Annotated in this window: 16 protein-coding genes; 4 read left to right on the top strand and 12 right to left on the bottom strand. The window is 74.6% G+C overall.

Annotated features, from left to right (window positions below):
* Positions 1 to 78: 78 nt before the first annotated feature.
* Both KVS67_RS06195 and KVS67_RS06190 read right to left on the bottom strand, forming a co-directional pair.
* Complete coding sequence (locus KVS67_RS06195) at positions 79 to 177, bottom strand: AURKAIP1/COX24 domain-containing protein (RefSeq protein ID WP_005504750.1); 99 nt, start codon at positions 175 to 177, stop codon at positions 79 to 81.
* 163 nt (positions 178 to 340) lie between these two features.
* Positions 341 to 1,594, bottom strand: a complete 1,254-nt coding sequence (locus tag KVS67_RS06190) for an acetoin utilization protein AcuC (protein ID WP_101967393.1) — start codon at positions 1,592 to 1,594, stop codon at positions 341 to 343.
* A gap of 136 nt (positions 1,595 to 1,730) precedes the next feature.
* On the opposite strand from KVS67_RS06190, the gene KVS67_RS06185 reads away from it, so the two are divergent.
* Together KVS67_RS06185 and KVS67_RS06180 are read left to right on the top strand one after the other, a co-directional pair.
* Positions 1,731 to 3,206 (top strand): potassium transporter TrkG, encoded by a 1,476-nt coding sequence (locus tag KVS67_RS06185; protein ID WP_217565120.1) that lies wholly within the window; start codon positions 1,731 to 1,733, stop codon positions 3,204 to 3,206.
* Positions 3,199 to 3,876 carry a TrkA family potassium uptake protein gene (locus KVS67_RS06180; protein WP_152743364.1) on the top strand — a complete coding sequence of 226 codons (678 nt, stop codon included), beginning with the start codon at positions 3,199 to 3,201 and terminating at the stop codon, positions 3,874 to 3,876. The genes KVS67_RS06185 and KVS67_RS06180 overlap by 8 nt, the downstream gene beginning before the upstream one ends.
* Positions 3,877 to 3,891: 15 nt before the next feature.
* Here KVS67_RS06180 and proC read toward each other — a convergent pair whose 3' ends face one another.
* The 6 genes from proC to KVS67_RS06150 all read right to left on the bottom strand — a co-directional run bounded on the left by proC (position 3,892) and on the right by KVS67_RS06150 (position 12,216).
* Positions 3,892 to 4,722: a pyrroline-5-carboxylate reductase gene (proC, locus tag KVS67_RS06175; RefSeq protein ID WP_036317279.1), complete on the bottom strand. Its 831-nt coding sequence runs from the start codon at positions 4,720 to 4,722 to the stop codon at positions 3,892 to 3,894.
* Complete coding sequence (locus KVS67_RS06170) at positions 4,719 to 5,606, bottom strand: sugar phosphate isomerase/epimerase (RefSeq protein WP_217565119.1); 888 nt, start codon at positions 5,604 to 5,606, stop codon at positions 4,719 to 4,721. Before KVS67_RS06170 ends, proC begins: the two co-directional genes overlap by 4 nt.
* Before the next feature lie 2 nt (positions 5,607 to 5,608).
* On the bottom strand, positions 5,609 to 6,631 hold the full coding sequence (locus KVS67_RS06165; RefSeq protein ID WP_069941751.1) for an exopolyphosphatase: 1,023 nt from the start codon (positions 6,629 to 6,631) through the stop codon (positions 5,609 to 5,611).
* Between the two features lie 5 nt (positions 6,632 to 6,636).
* Positions 6,637 to 9,471, bottom strand: coding sequence for a type I DNA topoisomerase (gene topA / locus KVS67_RS06160; protein WP_217565118.1), 2,835 nt, complete (start codon positions 9,469 to 9,471; stop codon positions 6,637 to 6,639).
* Between the two features lie 142 nt (positions 9,472 to 9,613).
* Positions 9,614 to 11,290 (bottom strand): methyltransferase, encoded by a 1,677-nt coding sequence (locus KVS67_RS06155; RefSeq protein ID WP_144818502.1) that lies wholly within the window; start codon positions 11,288 to 11,290, stop codon positions 9,614 to 9,616.
* Positions 11,287 to 12,216, bottom strand: a complete 930-nt coding sequence (locus KVS67_RS06150) for a rhodanese-related sulfurtransferase (protein WP_127445994.1) — start codon at positions 12,214 to 12,216, stop codon at positions 11,287 to 11,289. The genes KVS67_RS06155 and KVS67_RS06150 overlap by 4 nt, the downstream gene beginning before the upstream one ends.
* A gap of 92 nt (positions 12,217 to 12,308) precedes the next feature.
* On the opposite strand from KVS67_RS06150, the gene KVS67_RS06145 reads away from it, so the two are divergent.
* Positions 12,309 to 13,082 (top strand): GNAT family N-acetyltransferase, encoded by a 774-nt coding sequence (locus KVS67_RS06145; protein WP_036336902.1) that lies wholly within the window; start codon positions 12,309 to 12,311, stop codon positions 13,080 to 13,082.
* Positions 13,079 to 15,679 carry a Zn-binding domain-containing protein gene (locus KVS67_RS06140; RefSeq protein WP_217565117.1) on the top strand — a complete coding sequence of 867 codons (2,601 nt, stop codon included), beginning with the start codon at positions 13,079 to 13,081 and terminating at the stop codon, positions 15,677 to 15,679. Before KVS67_RS06145 ends, KVS67_RS06140 begins: the two co-directional genes overlap by 4 nt.
* Here the strand turns inward: KVS67_RS06140 and KVS67_RS06135 are convergent.
* The 4 genes from KVS67_RS06135 to KVS67_RS06120 all read right to left on the bottom strand — a co-directional run bounded on the left by KVS67_RS06135 (position 15,595) and on the right by KVS67_RS06120 (position 17,909).
* Positions 15,595 to 16,038: an Rv3654c family TadE-like protein gene (locus KVS67_RS06135; protein ID WP_095694900.1), complete on the bottom strand. Its 444-nt coding sequence runs from the start codon at positions 16,036 to 16,038 to the stop codon at positions 15,595 to 15,597. The two genes, KVS67_RS06140 and KVS67_RS06135, sit on opposite strands and share 85 nt — an antisense overlap.
* On the bottom strand, positions 16,035 to 16,487 hold the full coding sequence (locus tag KVS67_RS06130; protein ID WP_217565116.1) for a TadE family type IV pilus minor pilin: 453 nt from the start codon (positions 16,485 to 16,487) through the stop codon (positions 16,035 to 16,037). Before KVS67_RS06130 ends, KVS67_RS06135 begins: the two co-directional genes overlap by 4 nt.
* Positions 16,480 to 16,713, bottom strand: a complete 234-nt coding sequence (locus KVS67_RS06125; RefSeq protein WP_010080291.1) for a DUF4244 domain-containing protein — start codon at positions 16,711 to 16,713, stop codon at positions 16,480 to 16,482. Before KVS67_RS06125 ends, KVS67_RS06130 begins: the two co-directional genes overlap by 8 nt.
* A 176-nt stretch (positions 16,714 to 16,889) precedes the next feature.
* Positions 16,890 to 17,909, bottom strand: a complete 1,020-nt coding sequence (locus tag KVS67_RS06120) for a type II secretion system F family protein (RefSeq protein WP_087114429.1) — start codon at positions 17,907 to 17,909, stop codon at positions 16,890 to 16,892.
* Positions 17,910 to 17,937: the final 28 nt, after the last annotated feature.

Genomic DNA, 17,937 nt, shown 5'->3' with positions numbered 1-17,937 from the left:
CGCCGTCCACGACGAAGCCGCCGTCCCCCCGGAAGGGGACGGCGGCTTCGTCTCGTCAGCGCCCGGAGGGCGCGGGCATCACTTCTTGTTGCGACGCTGGTGACGGGTCTTGCGAAGCAGCTTGCGGTGCTTCTTCTTCGACATGCGCTTGCGGCGCTTCTTGATCACAGATCCCATGGGGACTCCTTGAATCGGGGCGAGGGTCGGCGGTCGTGGGACCGCAGGCATCCGGGGCGCCGGACACGCCGACCCGCATTCCACCGGATGTGGAACGCCTGGAAACGTTCTCGGCCACAATACCGGCCGCACGGGCCCCGGTCGAACCGGGACGGGGACCGGCTCAGTCGAACCAGGGGTCGAGCCCGTGCAGCGGGAACACCTCGCGGCGCGTGGCCATGATCGACTGGTCCACCGGGTCGGCCGGGTCGTAGCCCACCTCCCACGAGCGCCACCACACGTCCGCGTCCTCGCCCATCACGGTGGGGATCCGCTCGGCGTCGTCCCCCTCGTGCACGGACATGTCCCCGGTCAGCTCGTCCGCGGTGAGGGCCCGGACGTGCTCGATCCAGGCGGCGGGGATCTCGCTCCTCACGGGGATCGGGGTCTGCAGGACGGCGGCGGTCAGGTGGGCCCACGCGCGCGGCACCACCCGCAGCGGGTTGTAGCCGCCGCCCCCGGTGGCCAGCCACCGGCCGTGCGCGAACCGGTCGGCCCAGTCGCCGACGTCGAACGCGAGCTGGCGCTGGCCGTCCACGCTCAGCCGCAGGTCGGCGAGCGGGTCCGTGCGGTGACCGTCGCAGCCGTGCTGGCTGACCAGCACGTCCGGGGCGAACGCCTCCAGCAGGGGCGGGACCACGGCGTGGGCGGCGCGCAGGAAGCCGGCGTCGCCGGTGCGCGGGGGCAGCGCGACGTTCACCGCCGTGCCCTGGGCGGCCGAGCCGCCGATCTCGTTGGCGAAGCCCGTGCCCGGGAACAGGCTGATGCCCGTCTCGTGCAGGGAGATGGTGAGCACGCGGGGGTCGTCGTAGAAGATCGACTGCGTGCCGTCGCCGTGGTGCGCGTCCACGTCGACGTAGGCCACGCGCTCCGCGCCGAGGTCCAGCAGGCGCTGGATGGCCACGGCGCAGTCGTTGTAGATGCAGAACCCGGACGCCGAGGACCGGGCGGCATGGTGCATGCCACCGGCGAAGTTCACGGCGCGGTCCACCTCGCCGGACCAGATCGCCTCCGCGGCGACGAGGGAGCCGCCCGCGATCCGGGCGGCGGACTCGTGCAGGTCCGGGAACACGGGACAGTCCTCGGTGCCCAGGCCGAAGCGGCCGTCCTCGGCCGACGACGTCGCCGCGGCCCGGCGCACGGCGGCGACATACTCGGGGTCGTGGACGAGGGCGAGCTGCTCGTCCGTGGCCACGGGCGGCTCCACGATCCGCACGTGGGGCGCGTCCAGCAGGCCGAACGCCTCCACGAGCCGGTGCGTGAGATCCAGCCGCAGGGGCGCCATCGGGTGCTCCGCGCTGAACCGGTAGCGGAGCAGGCTGGAGTCCCACACCACAGCAGCGGGGGTGGGAGCGGGAGGGGTGGACGTGGTGCTCATCACGGTCCAGCCTAGGGCTCCGGGCGGCACGGTGGCGACGATCGCATCGGATGTCTCGCCCGCGTGACGCGCGGGCCACGGCGCGCGCGATACTGGGAGCCGGTCCGTTTCCCGTCCCCCGTGCAGGAGGTGCCCCGTGGCAGGTCCCCGTCCGACTCCGCACGCCCGCCGCCACGGCGGGGTGCGCCGGCCCGGCGGCCTCCCCCGGCCCGGCCAGGCCTCCACGCTGGAGTCCTCGACCGACCTGCGCACGGTGCTGCGGCGCTCGGGCCGCGCCGTCAGCTCGGTGGTGGGCGGCTCCCCGGCCCGCGCCGCCCTCTCCGCCTTCGCCCTCATGGCCCTGGTGTTCACCGGGCTCCTCGCCCTGCCGTGGGCCGCGGCGGACGGCCACGCCACCCCCCTGCACGACGCCATGTTCACCGCGGTCTCCGCCTTCTCCGTGACCGGTCTGACCACCGTCAACACGGCCGCGCACTGGTCCCCCGCGGGCCAGGTGATCATCCTCGTGGCCATCCAGATCGGCGGCCTGGGCATCCTCTCGATTGCCTCGCTGCTCACGCTGGCCGTCTCCCGGCATCTGGGCCTGAGGTCGAAGCTGGCGACGCAGCAGGCGGGCATGACCTCCGGCAGTCTCGGCGAGGTCGGCCAGCTGCTGCGCGTCGTCGTCGTGACGGTGCTGACCGCCGAGGCCGCGCTGGCGCTCGTCCTCGTGCCGCGGTTCGCGGCCATCTCCGGCTCGTGGCTCACCGGCCTGTGGCACGGGGTCTTCTACTCGGTCAGCGCCTTCAACAACGCGGGGTTCACCCTGCACGTGGACGGCCTGCCGGAGATCATGCACGACCCGGTGATCATCACGGTGCTCGGCGTCGGCGTGTTCTTCGGTGCGCTCGGCTTCCCCGTGGTCATGGTGCTGCTGGAGAAGGGGTGGCGGTTCCGGCAGTGGAACCTGCACACCAAGCTCACGGTCGAGGTGACGCTGGCGCTGCTGGTGCTCGGCGCCGTCGCCCTCTTCTTCTTCGAGGCGGGCAACCCGGCGACCCAGGCCGGGATGGGCTTCTGGCAGCGGGTCGGGCAATCGCTCTTCGGTTCCGTGATGACCCGCTCCGGCGGCTTCGCGATCGACGACACGAACGCGCACCGGCCCGAGTCCCTGCTGCTCATGGACGCGCTGATGTTCGTGGGCGGTGGGTCCGCCTCCACCGCGGGCGGCATCAAGGTGACCACGCTGGCGATCATGTTCCTCGCGATCGTGGCGGAGGCGCGCGGCGACCGCGAGGTGACGGCGCACGGCCGCACGATCGCCCCCGAGTCCCTGCGCGTGGCCATCGCGGTGCTCGCACTCGGGGCCACCCTCGTGCTCGTGGCCACTCTGGCGCTGGTGCACATCACCGACGAGTCCCTCCAGCGGCCCCTGTTCGAGGTGATCTCCGCGTTCGGCACGTGCGGGCTCTCCGTGGGCGTCTCCGCGGAGAGCCCACCGGCCGGCAAGTACGTCCTGACGGCCATGATGTTCGCGGGCCGCGTTGGTACGATCACGTTCGCCGCCGCCCTGGCCCTGCGCCAGCGGCGCGTGCTCTACCGCTACCCCGTCGAGAGGCCGGTCATTGGCTGACACCCCGCAGCGCACCGATCCCAACGCCCCCGTGCTCCTCGTGGGGCTGGGCCGCTTCGGCGCCGCCACGGCCGAGGAGCTCGTCGCACAGGGCCGCGAGGTGCTCGCCGTCGAGCGGGACCCCGTCCTCGTGCAGCGCTACGCCCCCTCGTTGACCCACGTGGTGGAGGCGGACGCCACCGACTCCGAGGCCCTGCGCCAGCTCGGTGCGCAGGACTTCTCGACGGCGGTGGTCGGCGTGGGCACCTCCATCGAGGCATCGGTGCTGATCACCGTGAACCTCGTGGACCTGGAGATCCCCCACATCTGGGTGAAGGCGATCAGCGAGGCGCACGGCACGATCCTCAAGCGGATCGGGGCGAACCACGTGATCTTCCCGGAGCACGACGCCGGCGTGCGCGCCGCCCACCTCGTGAACGGGCGCATGCTCGACTTCATCGAGTTCGACGACGACTTCGCGATCGTGAAGATGTACCCGCCGGCCGAGTGCGTGGGCTTCACGCTCGCCGAGTCCAAGGTGCGCTCCAAGTACGGCGTGACCGTGGTGGGCGTGAAGACCCCGGGCGAGGACTTCACCTACGCCCAGCCGGACACCCGGGTGGGCCCGCGCGACACCCTCATCGTCTCTGGCCACACCGACCTCATCGACCGGTTCGCGGCCCGGCCCTGAGGCATGCCCGCGCCGTCAGGCCCCGAACTCCTCGGCCATCTCCTTGTCGCGCTGCGCGGCCGCGTCCATGGCACGGTTCACGAGGTCGCCCATGCCGCCGTCCAGGAACGCCTCCACGGCCTTCTCGGTGGTCCCGTTCGGGCTCATCACGGCCTTGCGCAGAGCCTCGGCCCTGGCCCCCTCCTGCTGGAGCATGATGCCGGCTCCCTTGACGGTGGCCGCGGCCATGGCCTCGGCGGAGGCGGCGTCCAGTCCCATCTCCGCACCGTGGGCGGCGATCAGCTCGGCCAGCAGAAACACGTAGGCCGGGGCGGAGCCGGCGGTCGCCACCACGGCGGAGAGCTGCTCCTCGGCCACCGGCACCACCAGGCCGGAGCCCTCGAAGAGAGCGCGCACGGCGGTGGTCTGCTCCTCGGTGACGCCCGGCCCGGGGGCCACGCCCACGACGCCGGAGCCCACCGTCAGGGGCGTGTTCGGCATGGTCCGCACGATCGGCTGCCCCGCCGGCAGCACGGCGGCCATGGTCGCGGCGGTGACGCCGGCTGCCACGGACACCACCACGGTCTCGGGGCGCAGCGACGGCGCCAGGTCCGTGAGGGTGGCGACCATGTCCTTCGGCTTCACGCCCACCAGGACGATGTCCGCCTCAGCGACCGCGGCATGGTTGGCGCGTTCGTCCCGCTCCTGGGAGGTCACGGTGACGCCGTGCTGCGCGGCGGCCTTCTCGGCGGAGGCGGCGGAGCGGGTGGTCGCGGTGACGTCCTCGGCGCGCACGGCGCCGGCCTCGAGGGCTCCGGCGAGGATCGCGCCGGTCATGGTGCCCAGGCCCAGGATGGTCAGCTTCATGGTCGGTCCATCTCCTTCGTGGTCGGGCGCAGAACGCCGCCGTCGTGGTGGTGGTCGGTCCCGCCGGCGGCCAGATGCTCGCGCGCGAACGCGAGCGAGGCGGCCAGCTTCTCCTCGCGCTGGCCCGCGTACTCCACGCCGCGGGTGCCCACCTCCACGCACACCGCGCCGGCCAGGCCCTCGGTCGCCACGTGGCGCAGGGTCTCGGCCACGCGCTGCGTGCCCTCGCCGGGGACCAGGTGGTCGTCCTTGCCGGAGTCGTCGCCGTCGGTGAGGTGGACGTGCCGCAGCCGCGGGCCGAGCTCGCGGACGGCCGCCAGGGAGTCCGCCCGCGCGATGGCCGCGTGGGAGAAGTCCCAGCAGATGTGCTCGTACGGCTCGGGCAGCGGGTTCCAGTGCGGCAGGTACATCTTGGCCTCGCGGCCGTAGGCCCGCCACGGGTACATGTTCTCCACCGCGATCACGACGCCGGTCTCCGCCATGAGCTCGTGGATGCCCTCGGCGAAGCGCACCGCGTACGTGCCCTGCCAGCGGAACGGCGGGTGGGCGACCACGGTGGCCGCGCCCACGGCCTGCGCCAGCTCGACTGAGCGGCGGATCTTGGACCACGCGGAGCCCCAGACCTGCTGCGTGAACAGCAGAGTGGGCGCGTGGATGGAGTCGATGGGCATCCCGTGCCGCTCGGACAGCCGCGTCAGCCGCCGCGCGTCCTGGCTCCACGCGTTGTGCGTGACCATGACCTCCACGCCGTCGTAGCCGAGGTCCTCGGCGGTGGCGAACACGTCCTGGGTGCCCAGGGGGAACACGGACGAGGAGGACAGGGTCACGGGGATGTCCGCTCCGAAGCGCGCCGCGGGGGCCAGGTGCGCGGTGGAGTCCGGCATGGTCAGCGCACCCCCAGGCTCAGTCCCGGCAGGAGGGTGTCCGGGTTGAGGTTCACGTGGCCGACGCCGGGCCGGCCGTCCCGGGTGAGGTGGCCCTCGAGCATGAGCGCGTCGAGGCGGTTGAGGATCAGGCCCTCGCGCAGCGCCCACGGGCAGATCTCGAGCTGGGCGATGCCGAACGTGCGCATGGCAGTCAGCGCGACGATCGCCCCCGCGAACACCTGATGCGCGCGCACGTCCGAGACGCCGGGCAGCTCCGCCCGCTCCGCGATGGTCATCGCCGCGAGGCGGTTCACCCACAGGTGCAGGTCGTCCGCGCGCAGGTGCCGCTTCACGAAGGGCCCCGCCGCCGACGGCGCCGCCCCGGTGATCCGGGCGAGGGAGCGGAACGTCTTCGAGGTGGCGGTGACCACCACGGGCGACTCGATGCGCGGGAAGGCCGTATACGCCTCCTCGAGTCGCTTCTCCACGTGCTTGCGGAGCTTCTTCACCGCCTTGGGGCTGGGCGGGTCCTCGGGCACCCAGTCGCGGGTGAGGCGGCCGGCGCCCAGCGGCAGGGACAGGGCGTGCGAAGGCAGCTCGTCCTGGCCGTAGGCGATCTCGAAGGAGCCGCCGCCGATGTCGAAGTTCAGGATGGAGCCGGCGCCCCAGCCCTGCCAGCGGCGCACGGCGAAGTACGTCATGGCCGACTCCTGGTCCCCCGTGAGCTCGGAGAGGTGCACACCGGTCTCGGCCTGCACGCGGGCCAGCACGGCGGCACCGTTCGCGGACTCGCGGATCGCCGAGGTGCAGAACGAGATCATGTCCTCCGCCCGGTGCTCCTCCGCGAACGCGGCGGCCTCACGGACGAAGTCCACGAGCTCCCGCTGTCCCTCCTCCGTGATCGCCCCGTCGGCGTCCTGGTAGCGGATCAGCGGGAGGGAGCGCTTGTGCTCCGCGTAGGCGACGGGGCGGGCCCCCGGGTGGGCGTCCACGAGCAGCAGGTGGACGGTGTTGGAGCCGATGTCCAGGACACCGAGGCGCATGGCGCTCAGGCCTTCTTCCGCGCGGTGGACCTCTTGGCCGGGGTCTTGCGCGCCGCCGGCTTCTTGGCGCCGCCGCGGGTGGCCGGGCCCTTGGCGCGCTTGTCCGCGAGCAGCTGGTAGGCCTCCTCCGCCGTGAGCTCCTCGGGCTGGCGGTCGCGCGGGACGGTGATGTTGGTGACGCCGTCCGTGACGTACGGGCCGAAGCGGCCCTCCTTCACGGTGACCTTCTTGCCGGAGACCGGGTCCTCGCCGAACTCGGCCAGCGGCGGCTTGGCGGCCCCGCGGCCACGCTGCTTCGGCTGGGCGTAGATCTCGAGGGCCTGCTCCTGCGTGATGCTGAAGATCTGGTCCTCGGAATCGAGCGAGCGCGAGTCCGAGCCCTTCTTCAGGTAGGGCCCGAAGCGGCCGTTCTGGGCGGTGATGACCTCGCCCTCGGCGTCCGCGCCCACGACGCGCGGCAGGGACATCAGCTGCAGCGCCTGCTCGAGGGTCACGGTGTCCACGGACATGCTCGTGAAGAGGGAGCCGGTGCGGGGCTTCTCCTTGGCCGGCTTCTTCTTCGGCTTGGGCTTGCCGTTCTTGTAGTACTCGGTGGGCTGGGCGTCGAGCCAGGCCTGCAGCTCCTCCTCGGTCATCTCCGGGATGACCTCGGTGACGTAGGGCCCGTAGCGCCCGTCCCTGGCGACGACGGTCCGGCCCGTCTCCGGGTCCGTGCCGAGCTCGCGCTCGGAGGGCTGGGCGGTGGCGAACAGCTCCTCGGCCTTGGCCGGGGTGAGCTCGTCCGGGGCCAGGTCCTCGGGGACGTTGGCGCGCGGCGGGGTGGCGCCCGCCTCCGCGTCGGCCGGCAGCGACCGCTCCAGGTACGGGCCGTACTGGCCCACCCGCAGGGTGATGTCCTCGGTGATCGGCAGCGAGTTCACGGCCCGCGCGTCGATCTCGCCGAGGTTGTCCACCACGTGCTTGAGGCCCTCGACGCCCTTCTCCGTCTCCGCGGCGGGGGCCCCGAAGTAGAAGGTCTGCAGCCAGGCCTCGCGGCCGAGCTCGCCCGCCGCGATCCGGTCGAGGTCGTCCTCCATGCGGGCCGTGAAGTCGTAGTCCACGTACTTCGCGAAGTAGTCCTCGAGCAGCCCGATCACCGCGAACGCGGTCCACGACGGGACGAGCGCGGTGCCGCGCTTGGACACGTAGCCGCGGTCCATGATCGTGGAGATCGTCGGGGCGTACGTGGAGGGACGCCCGATCTCGCGGCGCTCCAGCTCGGCGACGATCGACGCCTCGGTGTAGCGGGCCGGCGGGGAGGTCTCGTGCCCGGTGGCCTCGATCGGGTCACCGGTGAGGCGCTCGCCCTGGGCCACCTGCGGCAGGCGGCGGTCCTTGGCCTCCGCGTTCTCGCCGTCGACCTCGGCGTCCCGGCCCTCCTCGTACGCGTCGAGGAAGCCCTTGAACGTGATGACCGTGCCCGAGGCGCTGAACTGCGCGAGGCGGCCGTCCTGCGCGGTGGCCGAGAGCCGCAGCGTGGCGGTGTAGCCCTTGGCGTCGGCCATCTGCGAGGCCACGGTGCGCTTCCAGATCAGCTCGTACAGGCGGAACTCGTCCGGGCGCAGCTCGGCCTTGATCTGGGCCGGGGTCCGGAAGGAGTCCCCCGCGGGCCGGATGGCCTCGTGGGCCTCCTGCGCGGTCTCGTTGCGCTTGGCGTAGACGCGCGGCTGGGCCGGCACGGCGTCCGCCCCGTAGAGCTCGGTAGCCTGGCGCCGGGCGGCCTGCACGGCCTCCTGCGAGAGGTTCACCGAGTCCGTGCGCATGTACGTGATGTAGCCGTTCTCGTACAGGCGCTGGGCCACCTGCATGGAGACGCGGGAGCTCATGCGGAGCTTGCGGGCGGCCTCCTGCTGCAGCGTGGAGGTGGTGAAGGGGGCGGCCGGGCGGCGGGTGTACGGCTTGTCCTCCACCGAGTCGACCGTGAAGTCCGCCCCGCGCAGACCCTCGGCCAGCGAGCGGGCGCCGGCCTCGTCCAGGTGGGTCACCTTCTTGCCGGCGGAGGCCTTGAGCCGCCCGGCGTCGTCGAAGTCGCGGCCCGTGGCCACGCGCTGGCCGTCCACCGTGCTGAGGCGGGCCGTGAACGAGCTGCCCACGGCGTCCGCGGCCTGCGCGCCCTCGGCCACCGTGAAGGTGCCCTCCACGCCCCAGTAGTGGGCGGAGACGAAGGCCATGCGCTCCCGCTCGCGCTCGACGACGAGGCGGGTGGCCACCGACTGCACGCGGCCCGCCGAGAGCCCGCGGGAGACCTTGCGCCAGAGCACCGGCGAGAGCTCGTAGCCGAACAGGCGGTCGAGGATGCGGCGCGTCTCCTGGGCGTCCACGAGGGCCGTGTCCAGCTCACGGATGTTCTCCAGACCGCGGCGCACGCCCTCCTTGGTGATCTCGCCGAAGGTCATGCGGTACACCGGCACCGTGGGCTTGAGGGTGTCCAGCAGGTGCCAGGCGATGGCCTCGCCCTCGCGGTCCGCATCCGTGGCGAGGTAGAGGGCCTCGGCGTCCTTGAGCTCGCGCTTGAGCTCGGTGACCTTCTTCTTCTTGTCCGGGTGCACCACGTAGTACGGGGTGAAGCCGTGCTCCGTGTCCACGGCGAACTTGCCGAACGGGCCCTTCTTCATCTCCGCCGGCAGGTCCGAGGGCTTGGGCAGGTCGCGGATGTGCCCCACGGAGGAGTCCACCACCCAGCCCTCGCCCACCGCGTTGAGGTACTTCGCGATGGACTTGCTCTTGGCCGGGGACTCCACGATGACCAGCTTCTTGCCCGAGGGCACGGGAGCGGTCACGGAAGCGGGGGGAGTGGACAACGGGTCCTCCTGGGACGGGATTGTTGCGGATCCGGGGCCGACGCGAGCCGACCCGCGTCCGCCGCGGACGGACGTCCCCACATCGTAGGGCGCGCTGACCACGATAACGCCCGGCGTCCCCGCGCCCGCCACCGCCCGATCGTCAGCCCTCCACCAGGAACCCGTCCTCGTACAGCTCCCGCAGCGCGGCCAGCAGGCCGGCCCGCCCGACGTCGTCCAGCTCCAGCAGCGCGGCGACCGCGCCCACCAGCTGCCCCACGGACAGCTCGCCGTCGCTGGCGGACAGCACGCCCGCCGTCGCGGTGTCCAGGCGCGCCACGCGCCGGAACCCGGAGCCCTGCCGGGCCAGGATCACCTCGGGGTGCTCCGCCCCGAACCGCTGGTGCCGCTCTTCCGTGACGTCCGCGGCCACGCGCAGGTGCAGGCCCCGCAGCGCGGCCAGGGCCGGGTCCCCGACGGCGTCCCCGGCCCCGGCGCCCGCGGCGAGCCGGTCCCGGCGGGCGACGGCGGCGGCCCACGCGGCGCCGAGGGCCTCGTCCACGGGCTGGGTCAGCTCCTCAACGACCACCCACCCCCGGCCCTGGGAGCCGTCCGCGGCGGGCCGACGCAGCCACACGTGTCCGAAGCCGACCCCGGCCACGCCGCGGGCGTCGAAGTCCTCCAGGTACCCGCGGTAGGCGGCCTCATAGGCGGGCGGGTCGAGCTCGAGCGAGGAGTCCTGCAGCCACGTCTCCGCGTAGCCCGCGGGGTCCTGCCGGTCGCGCTGGAGCAACCAGGCCTGCATCCCCGGCGCCACCCACGAACGCGGGCGCGCGTTCCACGGTGCGGTGTCGGCGTCGGTGGTGTCCCCCGCCGGGATCTCCCAGTTGGCGAGCAGCTGCGCGGTGCCGCCCTCGGCGAGCACGTCCGGCAGGGCCGCGATCAGCTCCGCGACGATCCGGTCGCCCTCACGGCCGCCGTCGCGGTAGGTCAGCACGGGCGCGTCCGGGTCCGTGCGCGGGGTGATCACGAACGGCGGGTTCGAGACCACGAGGTCGAACCGCTCCCCCGCCACCGGCGCCAGCAGATCGCCGGCCGCCAGCCGGACCCGGTCCTCGAGCCGCTCCCGGTCGAGGCCGAGCACGTCCGCGTTGAGCAGCAGGTTGAACCGGGTGAAGGCGAGGGCGCGCTCGGAGAGGTCCGTGGCGGTCACGTGGTCGGCGTGGGCGAGCAGGTGCAGGGTCTGGATCCCGCAGCCCACCCCCACGTCCAGGGCGCGGGCCACGGGACGGCGCTGCGTGGCGCCGGCGAGCGTGAGGGAGGCCCGACCGATGCCGAGCACGTGCTCGGGAGGCAGCGGGCCGCGCCGCTGCAGGGCCGTCAGGTCCGAGGCGATCCACATCCGGCCCGGCTCGTCCGCGTCGTACGGCGAGAGGTCCACCGCGCCGCGCACGCGCCCGTCCGGCCCCTCGACGACGAGCCCGGCCGCCACGGCCCCGGCCAGACCGAGGCTGGGCAGCGCGGCGTCGAGGTCGGCGGCGGGGACGGGGTCGCCGAGCAGCCAGGCCCCGACGGCGGCGGCGAGGCCCCGCGTGCCGTGCCGGTCGCCGGGGCCGGCTGCGTCGTCGTGCCGGCCGGGGCCCGCCAGGTGACCGGCGACGACGCGGCGGGCGGCCTCGGCGTGCTCGCGGTCCAGGGCGAGCGTGGCCACGGCTCCGAGCAGCCCCTCGACGGCGGCGGTGGTGAACGGCAGGGCCGCCAGGTCCGCGGCGAGGGCCGCGGCCGTGGCCGGGGTCAGCCGCGGGGCGGGGGGCGACGGGGGTGTCGGGACGGGACTCATGCCTCGGTCCTCTCGGCGGGGTGGGGGCGGTGGGCGCAGAAGGGGCAGCGGTGCTCGGGGTCGTCGGCGGCGCAGGCCGCGCAGCGGACCTCGAGCGTGGTGCAGGCCGGGTCGGCGCAGTTGCGCAGCGCCGAGGTCGGGGCCTCGCACGTGACGCACCGGCCGATGGTCTCGGCATCGGCGGTGAAGCGGGTGGACAGGCGTCGGTCGAACACGGCCAGCTCGCCCCGCCACAGTCCGGCGTCGCCGCGGGCCTCGCCGTAGCGGACGATGCCGCCGTCGAGCTGGTAGACCTCGGCGAAGCCGCGGTCCTTGAGCAGGGCGGAGAGGACCTCGCAGCGCACGCCGCCCGTGCAGTAGGTGATCAGCGGCGCGTCCTTGAGGTGGTCCAGGGCCCCGGAGTCGACGGCGGCGAGCAGGTCGCGGGTGGTGTGCGCGTCCGGGACCACGGCCCCGTCGAAGCGGCCGATGGCCGCCTCCACCGTGTTGCGGCCGTCGAGGAAGCGCACGGGGTTCGCGGTGCCGGCGCGCTCGGCGACCAGCGCGTCCACCTGGACGGGCGTGAGCCGCTCCCCCGTGCCGACGATCCCGTCCGCGTCCACGGTGACGCGCTCGGGGGCCCCGAACGCGACGAGCTCGGGCTTGACCTTGACCGAGAGGCGGGGGAAGTCCGCCGCCGAGCCGTCCGACCACTTCACTTCGAGGTCCCGGAACGCCGGATGCTCCCGCGTGCCGCGCATGTAGCGCTTGACGGCGTCGACCGGTCCGCCGACGGTCCCGTTGATCCCCTGCGGCGACACGATGATCCGGCCGGTCAGGCCGAGGGACGCGGCGAGCGTGCGCTGCCACAGCCGCACCGCCTCGGGGTCGGCGAGCGGGGTGAACCGGTAGTACAGCGCGATGCGCGAGAGGGGGGCGGTGCTCATCAAGGTCCAGGCTAGTGCGCGACCCCGGACGCCACGGCCGTGAGGGCGGGCGGGGCCTGGCCCGCACCGGCCACACGCCTTACCCTTCAGACATGACTGAGCATCTGGATCCGGCACTGGTCGACATCTGGTTCGCGGCCTGGTCGCGATCGCGCGGCTACCGTACGAGCCAGGAGGCGGGGCGACGCGCGGCCCTGCGCACCCCTCGCCCCGCCCGCATGATCCCCGGCGGCTCCGGTCGCGCCACGGTGGACGTGCCGGCCACGTGGGAGCACGTGGTGGTGAACCCCTCCCGCGGGGAGCTGGAGGACCTGCGCGAGGCGGTGCGGGACCAGGAGCAGATCCTGCTCACAGTGTTCGGCGACGCCGGCGAGGACCCGAAGGCCATGGGTCTGAAGGCCCAGGCCGAGCCGGAGCGCTTCATGACCATGGACATGGACCCCGAGCTGCAGGACGTGGAGCCCCCGCTGCTGCCCGAGGGCTATGAGGCCCGCGTGGACCAACCGATGGAGGGCAGCCGTCGCCTGCGCATCCTGGCCGTCGGCGCCTCGACCGTGCCCGAGGGCGAGGAGGAGCTCGCCGCCCTCGGCTGGGTCACCGAGGAGGGCGGCACCGCCGTCTACGACCGGATCTGGACGTCCCCGAACCACCGTCGCCGCGGCCTCGGCTCCCTCGTGATGCGCTACCTCACCTCCGAGGTCATGAGCGAGGGTGAGATCAGCCGCGGCCTGCTCGTCGCGTCCCCGGACGGCCAGAAGCTGTACCGCCACCTGGCCTGGACCGACCTCGGCCCCGTGTCCATCTGGGGTCGCGGCCTGGCCGAGGACAACCCCGCCGCCGAGCACACCGGCACCATGGGGGCGTGACCGGCCACCTCCCGGAGCACGATCCCTGGGCGGATCCCGCGGGCGGCTGGGGGCCGCCCGGCACGGCGGATTCCGCGCCGCCCGTCGACGACGCCGCCCCGGACTTCTCCGGACCGGAGCCGCAGCCCGTCGGTGCGGTGGTGGCCGACGTCGTGGCCGGGCTGTCCGTCACGGCGCCCGGCGACCTGCGCCCGGACACGCCGGCGGGGGCCGGACTCCGTGCGGCGCTGGGCCGGACCGGGCTGCCCGAGCAGATCCGCCACGTCACCGAGCTGCCCGCACGGCAGGCCCGGCACACGGACTGGCCCGCGGACGCTCCGGAGGGCCTAGTCAGGGCCTTCGCGGCGCGCGGCGTCGAGCGGCCGTGGCTGCACCAGGTACGGGCGGCGGCCCTGGCCGGCGCGGGGACGCACACCGTGCTCGCCACGGGCACGGCGTCGGGCAAGTCGCTGGGCTACCAACTGGCGGTCGGCACCCGGCTGGCCGCCGACCCCCGGGCCACCGCGCTCTACCTCGCCCCCACCAAGGCCCTCGCGGCGGACCAGCTGACCTCCTGGCGCGCCCTCGAGCGGGACGGCGCCCCTGGGCTGCGCGCGGCCCCCTACGACGGCGACACCGCACCGCAGGACCGGATCTGGGCCCGCGAGCATGCCACCGTGCTCATGACCAACCCGGACATGCTCCACGTGGGGATCCTGCCGCACCACGAGCGGTGGGCCGCGTTCTTCCGGAATCTGGCGTTCGTGGTGGTGGACGAGTCGCACACGTACCGGGGCGTCTTCGGCTCGCAGGTGGGGATCCTGCTGCGTCGGCTGCGGCGCATCGCCACCCACTACCGCGGGGACCGTCCGGAGACCGTGTTCATCGGGGCGTCGGCGACGTCGGCGGATCCGGCCGGGCACTTCGCCCGACTGATCGGGGCGCCGGCCACGGCCGTCACCGAGGACGCGTCCCCGCACGGGGCGGTCACGGTGGCGTTCTGGGAGCCGGAGCTGACAGACCGCCGGGGCGAGAACGGCGCGCCCGTCCGCCGCTCGGCGATGGCCGCCGCCGCCGACCTGGTCACGGACCTGGCCCTGCAGCAGGTGCGCACGCTGGCGTTCATCCGCTCGCGGCGAGGGGCTGAGGCCATCGCCAGCGCGGCCAAGCGGCAGCTCGAGGAGGTCGAGCCGGGGCTCGGCACGCGGATCGCGGCCTACCGCTCGGGCTACCTGCCCGAGGAGCGGCGGGAGCTGGAGGCGGACCTGCGCTCGGGTCGGCTGCTGGGCATGGCCTCGACGCCGGCGCTGGAGATGGGCATCGACGTCGCGGGGCTGGACGCCGTGGTGGTGGCCGGCTGGCCGGGCACCCGCGCGTCGTTCTTCCAGCAGATCGGCCGCGCCGGGCGCGGCGGCCAGGATGCGCTCGCGTTCTTCGTGGCCTCGGACGACCCCCTGGACACGTTCGTGGTGGACCACCCGGAGGCCGTGTTCGACCTGGGCGTGGAGGACACCGTGGTGGACCCGGAGAACCCGCACCTGCTCGGCCCGCAGCTGTGCGCGGCCGCCGCGGAGCTGCCGATCACGCCCGAGGCGTTCGGCTGGTTCGGGGAGCCGGAGCGGGTGCGCGCCCTGCTGGACGTGCTGGTCGAGCAGGGGCTGCTGCGCCGTCGGCCGGCCGGCTGGTTCTGGACGCACCCCGAGCACGCCGCCGGCATGGTCTCCCTGCGGGACGACGGGGGCGGTCCCATGGACATCATCGACGCCGAGTCCGGCGCCCTGCTGGGCACGATGGACTCGCCCCAGACCCACTACCAGGCGCATCCCGGCGCGGTGTACGTGCACCAGGACCGCACGTACCTCGTGGAGGAGCTGGACGAGGACGCGCACGCGGTGGTCGTCACGCGCGCCTGGCCGGACTTCACCACGCAGGCCCGGGACGTCACGGAGATCGAGATCGTGGCGGTGCACCGCCGCCTGGACGCGCGCGCGGGCACCCTGCGCTGGTGCCTCGGGGACGTGCAGGTCCGCACCCAGGTGGTGTCCTTCCAGCGCAAGGCCCTGGTCTCCGGGGAGGTGCTCGGCGAGGAGCCCCTCGACCTGCCGGCACGGGACCTGTTCACCTCCGCGGTGTGGTTCCAGGCAGCCTCGGACGAGCTCATCGCCGCGGGACTGACCACGGATCGCCTGCCCGGCGCCCTGCACGCGGCCGAGCACGCGATGATCGGCATGATGCCGCTCGTCGCCTCGAACGACCGCTGGGACATCGGCGGCGTCTCGATGGTCCTGCACCCGGACACCGGCTCCCCCGCCGTGTTCGTCTACGACGGCCGGCCCGGCGGGGCGGGCTTCGCCGAACGCGGCTTCGAGCAGGCGCGGCGCTGGGTCGAGGCGACGGCGGGGGCCATCGCGGCGTGCGAGTGCGCGGAGGGCTGCCCGTCCTGCGTGCAGTCCCCCAAGTGCGGCAACCGCAACAGCCCGCTGGACAAGGCCGGCGCGCTGACCGTCCTGCGGTTCCTGATGGAGCACGCCGATCACCTCGTCCCGGCGGACGCCTCGACCGACGGCTCGGGCGGCGGTGCCTCCGGCGGGTCCGCGGACGCGGCGCCCGGGGCCTGAGACCGCGGCGGGCCCGCGACGGCGTCGGCCGTGGCCGCCGGCAGCGGGGCGCGGGTGAGCTCGACCGCGACGCGCACGGTCCCGTCCTCGCGCACCTCGCACGCCACGACGGCGGCCCCGTTGCGTTCGGCGGTCCGCCCGGCCAGCGCGCACGGCTCGTGGTCGGAGAGCCCGCGCCGGGCGTCGGAGGCGGCGAGCGCCGCCAGATCGGCGGCCCCGGCCGCCCGGGCGCCGGTGACCGAGGCCTGCCCCAGCGCCGCGACCGCCAGCAGCAGCCCCGCCCCCAGGGCGGCGGTGCCCAGGACGGACACGGTGCCCGAGCCGCGTTCGCCCCGCGCGGGCGCCCTCCCGCGGGTCATGACCGGTCCTCCGGCGAAGCGGCGGGCGTTCCGGGCCGCTGGTCGGGGGCGGCGGCGTGCGCGGTGAGGGTGAGGGCCTCGGCCCAGGCGAGCGGCCCGGGACCGGGCTGGACGACCTCGACGGTCACCCAGCCGCCCTCGATGGTGTGCGAGAGCGAGGCATCGTCGCCGGCCATGCGTGCCACGGCGTCCCGGGCCGCCGCCTCGTCATCGCCCCGGGCGAGGATGCGGGCGGCCGACGCCGCCGCGTCCTGACCCCGCACCTGCTGCACCGCGGCGGCCCCGGCCAGCAGGACGGACACGAGCACGAACGCGATCACGGGCAGCAGCACCGCGTACTCGGCCGTGACGGCCCCGGTCTCGCCGCCCCGGAGCGCCCGGGACCACCCCGCCGTCCGGGCGCCCGTGCGGCGCGCGGACGGCGGGGCGGAGGTCGGGTGCTCAGTCACGCTGGAGCGCCCCGGAGACGAGGTCCACGAGCAGCGACTGCACGTCCGGGCTGGTGAGCACGACGGCCAGCACGCCCGCGAAGCCCACGGCGGCGAGCGTGAGGATGCCGTACTCGGCCGTGATCGCGCCGGTCTCCTCGCCCGCGGCGTCGACGACGCGGGCGAGGCGGTCGCGGTCGCTCGGGCGGGTGACGGCGGGCTGGGCGGTGTGGGAGCGGTGGGTCATGGTGGTCCTCCTGGAGTGGGCCCCGCGGTGCGGGGCGGTGATGACGGCCCGGCCGGGCCGCTGGTCCCAGGCTGGCCCGCTCCGGGGCCCGCGCGCCGAGGGCGGCGCGGATCCGGGGATGGGCCGGGGCGATCGGGGCCCTGTGCAGGACCGGACGCCCCGGCGTCGCCGCCGCCTCAGCCCGGTCCCGCCCTGAGCAGGGCCATGACGACGGGCACCACGCCCCAGCACACGAAGGCGGGCAGCAGGCACAGCCCCAGCGGCATCACCAGGCGCACGGCGAGCTCCTCGGCCGCCCGTTCGTCGGCCCGTCGGGTCTGCTGACGGACGGCGGCGGCGGTCTCGGCCAGCGTGCGGGCGCCGGCCATCCCGGACCGATGCAGCGGTCGCAGTCGGGCGGCGGTCTCGATCCACACCGGGTCCGTGTCGAGGCCCGCCCACGCCTCGTCCCAGTCCCGGCCCCACAGCAGCAGCGCCGCCGTGGCCCGCAGGCCGCGGGCGCCCGGCAGGGTCCGGCCGAGGTCGTCCAGCGCGGCGGGCAGGGATCGGCCGGCGCTGAGCAGCGCCGCCAGCACGTCCAGCACGACGGCGGCGCCCACCGCCGCCGGCTCGCGCGCGGCCGCACGCAGCAGCAGGCGCGTCCAGGACCGCCCGGCCAGCCAGAACAGCAGCCCCACCGCGGCGACCACGGCGCCGAAGGGCGAGCGGACCAGGTCCCACGGGGAGGTGCCGAGCAGCCACGCGAGGCCGAGGCCGCCCAGGGGCAGCCACTGCAGCAGTCGGGACGTCGCGCCCGGCCCCGCCGCGGCCGAGCGGCGGGCCCGGGCCGCGTCCACGTCCGCCTCGAGACTGTGGGCCAGCCGCCGGGCCACGGCTGCGGGAGCGGCACCCGCCCGGGCCCCGGCCGCGAGCGCCGCGTCGACCAGCGCCCAGCCCGGGTCCCGTGCGGGGGTCCGCCAGGGCAGGGTCCCGCCGCGGCGCGCCGCCTCCCCGGTCGGCGCATGCGACGCCGGCACATCCCAGGCCAGCGCCTCGGCCCGGCGTCGGGCGTGGTGATGGGCACAGCATGCGGTCCCCACCTCGCCCGGGTCCGACCCGCAGGCGGGCAGGGTGCACGCGGTCTCCCGCCAGGCCTGCTCCTCGGTCAGGCCGGCCGAGACGAGGGCGGCCCAGCGGCGCAGGACGCCGACAAGCACCTCCGTCTCCTCCTCCGGCCTCGCCCGC

The sequence above is a fragment of the Micrococcus sp. GbtcB5 genome (genome assembly GCF_019091605.1).
GTDB lineage: Bacteria > Actinomycetota > Actinomycetes > Actinomycetales > Micrococcaceae > Micrococcus > Micrococcus luteus.
This window is presented reverse-complemented; position numbering and strand designations above follow the sequence as displayed.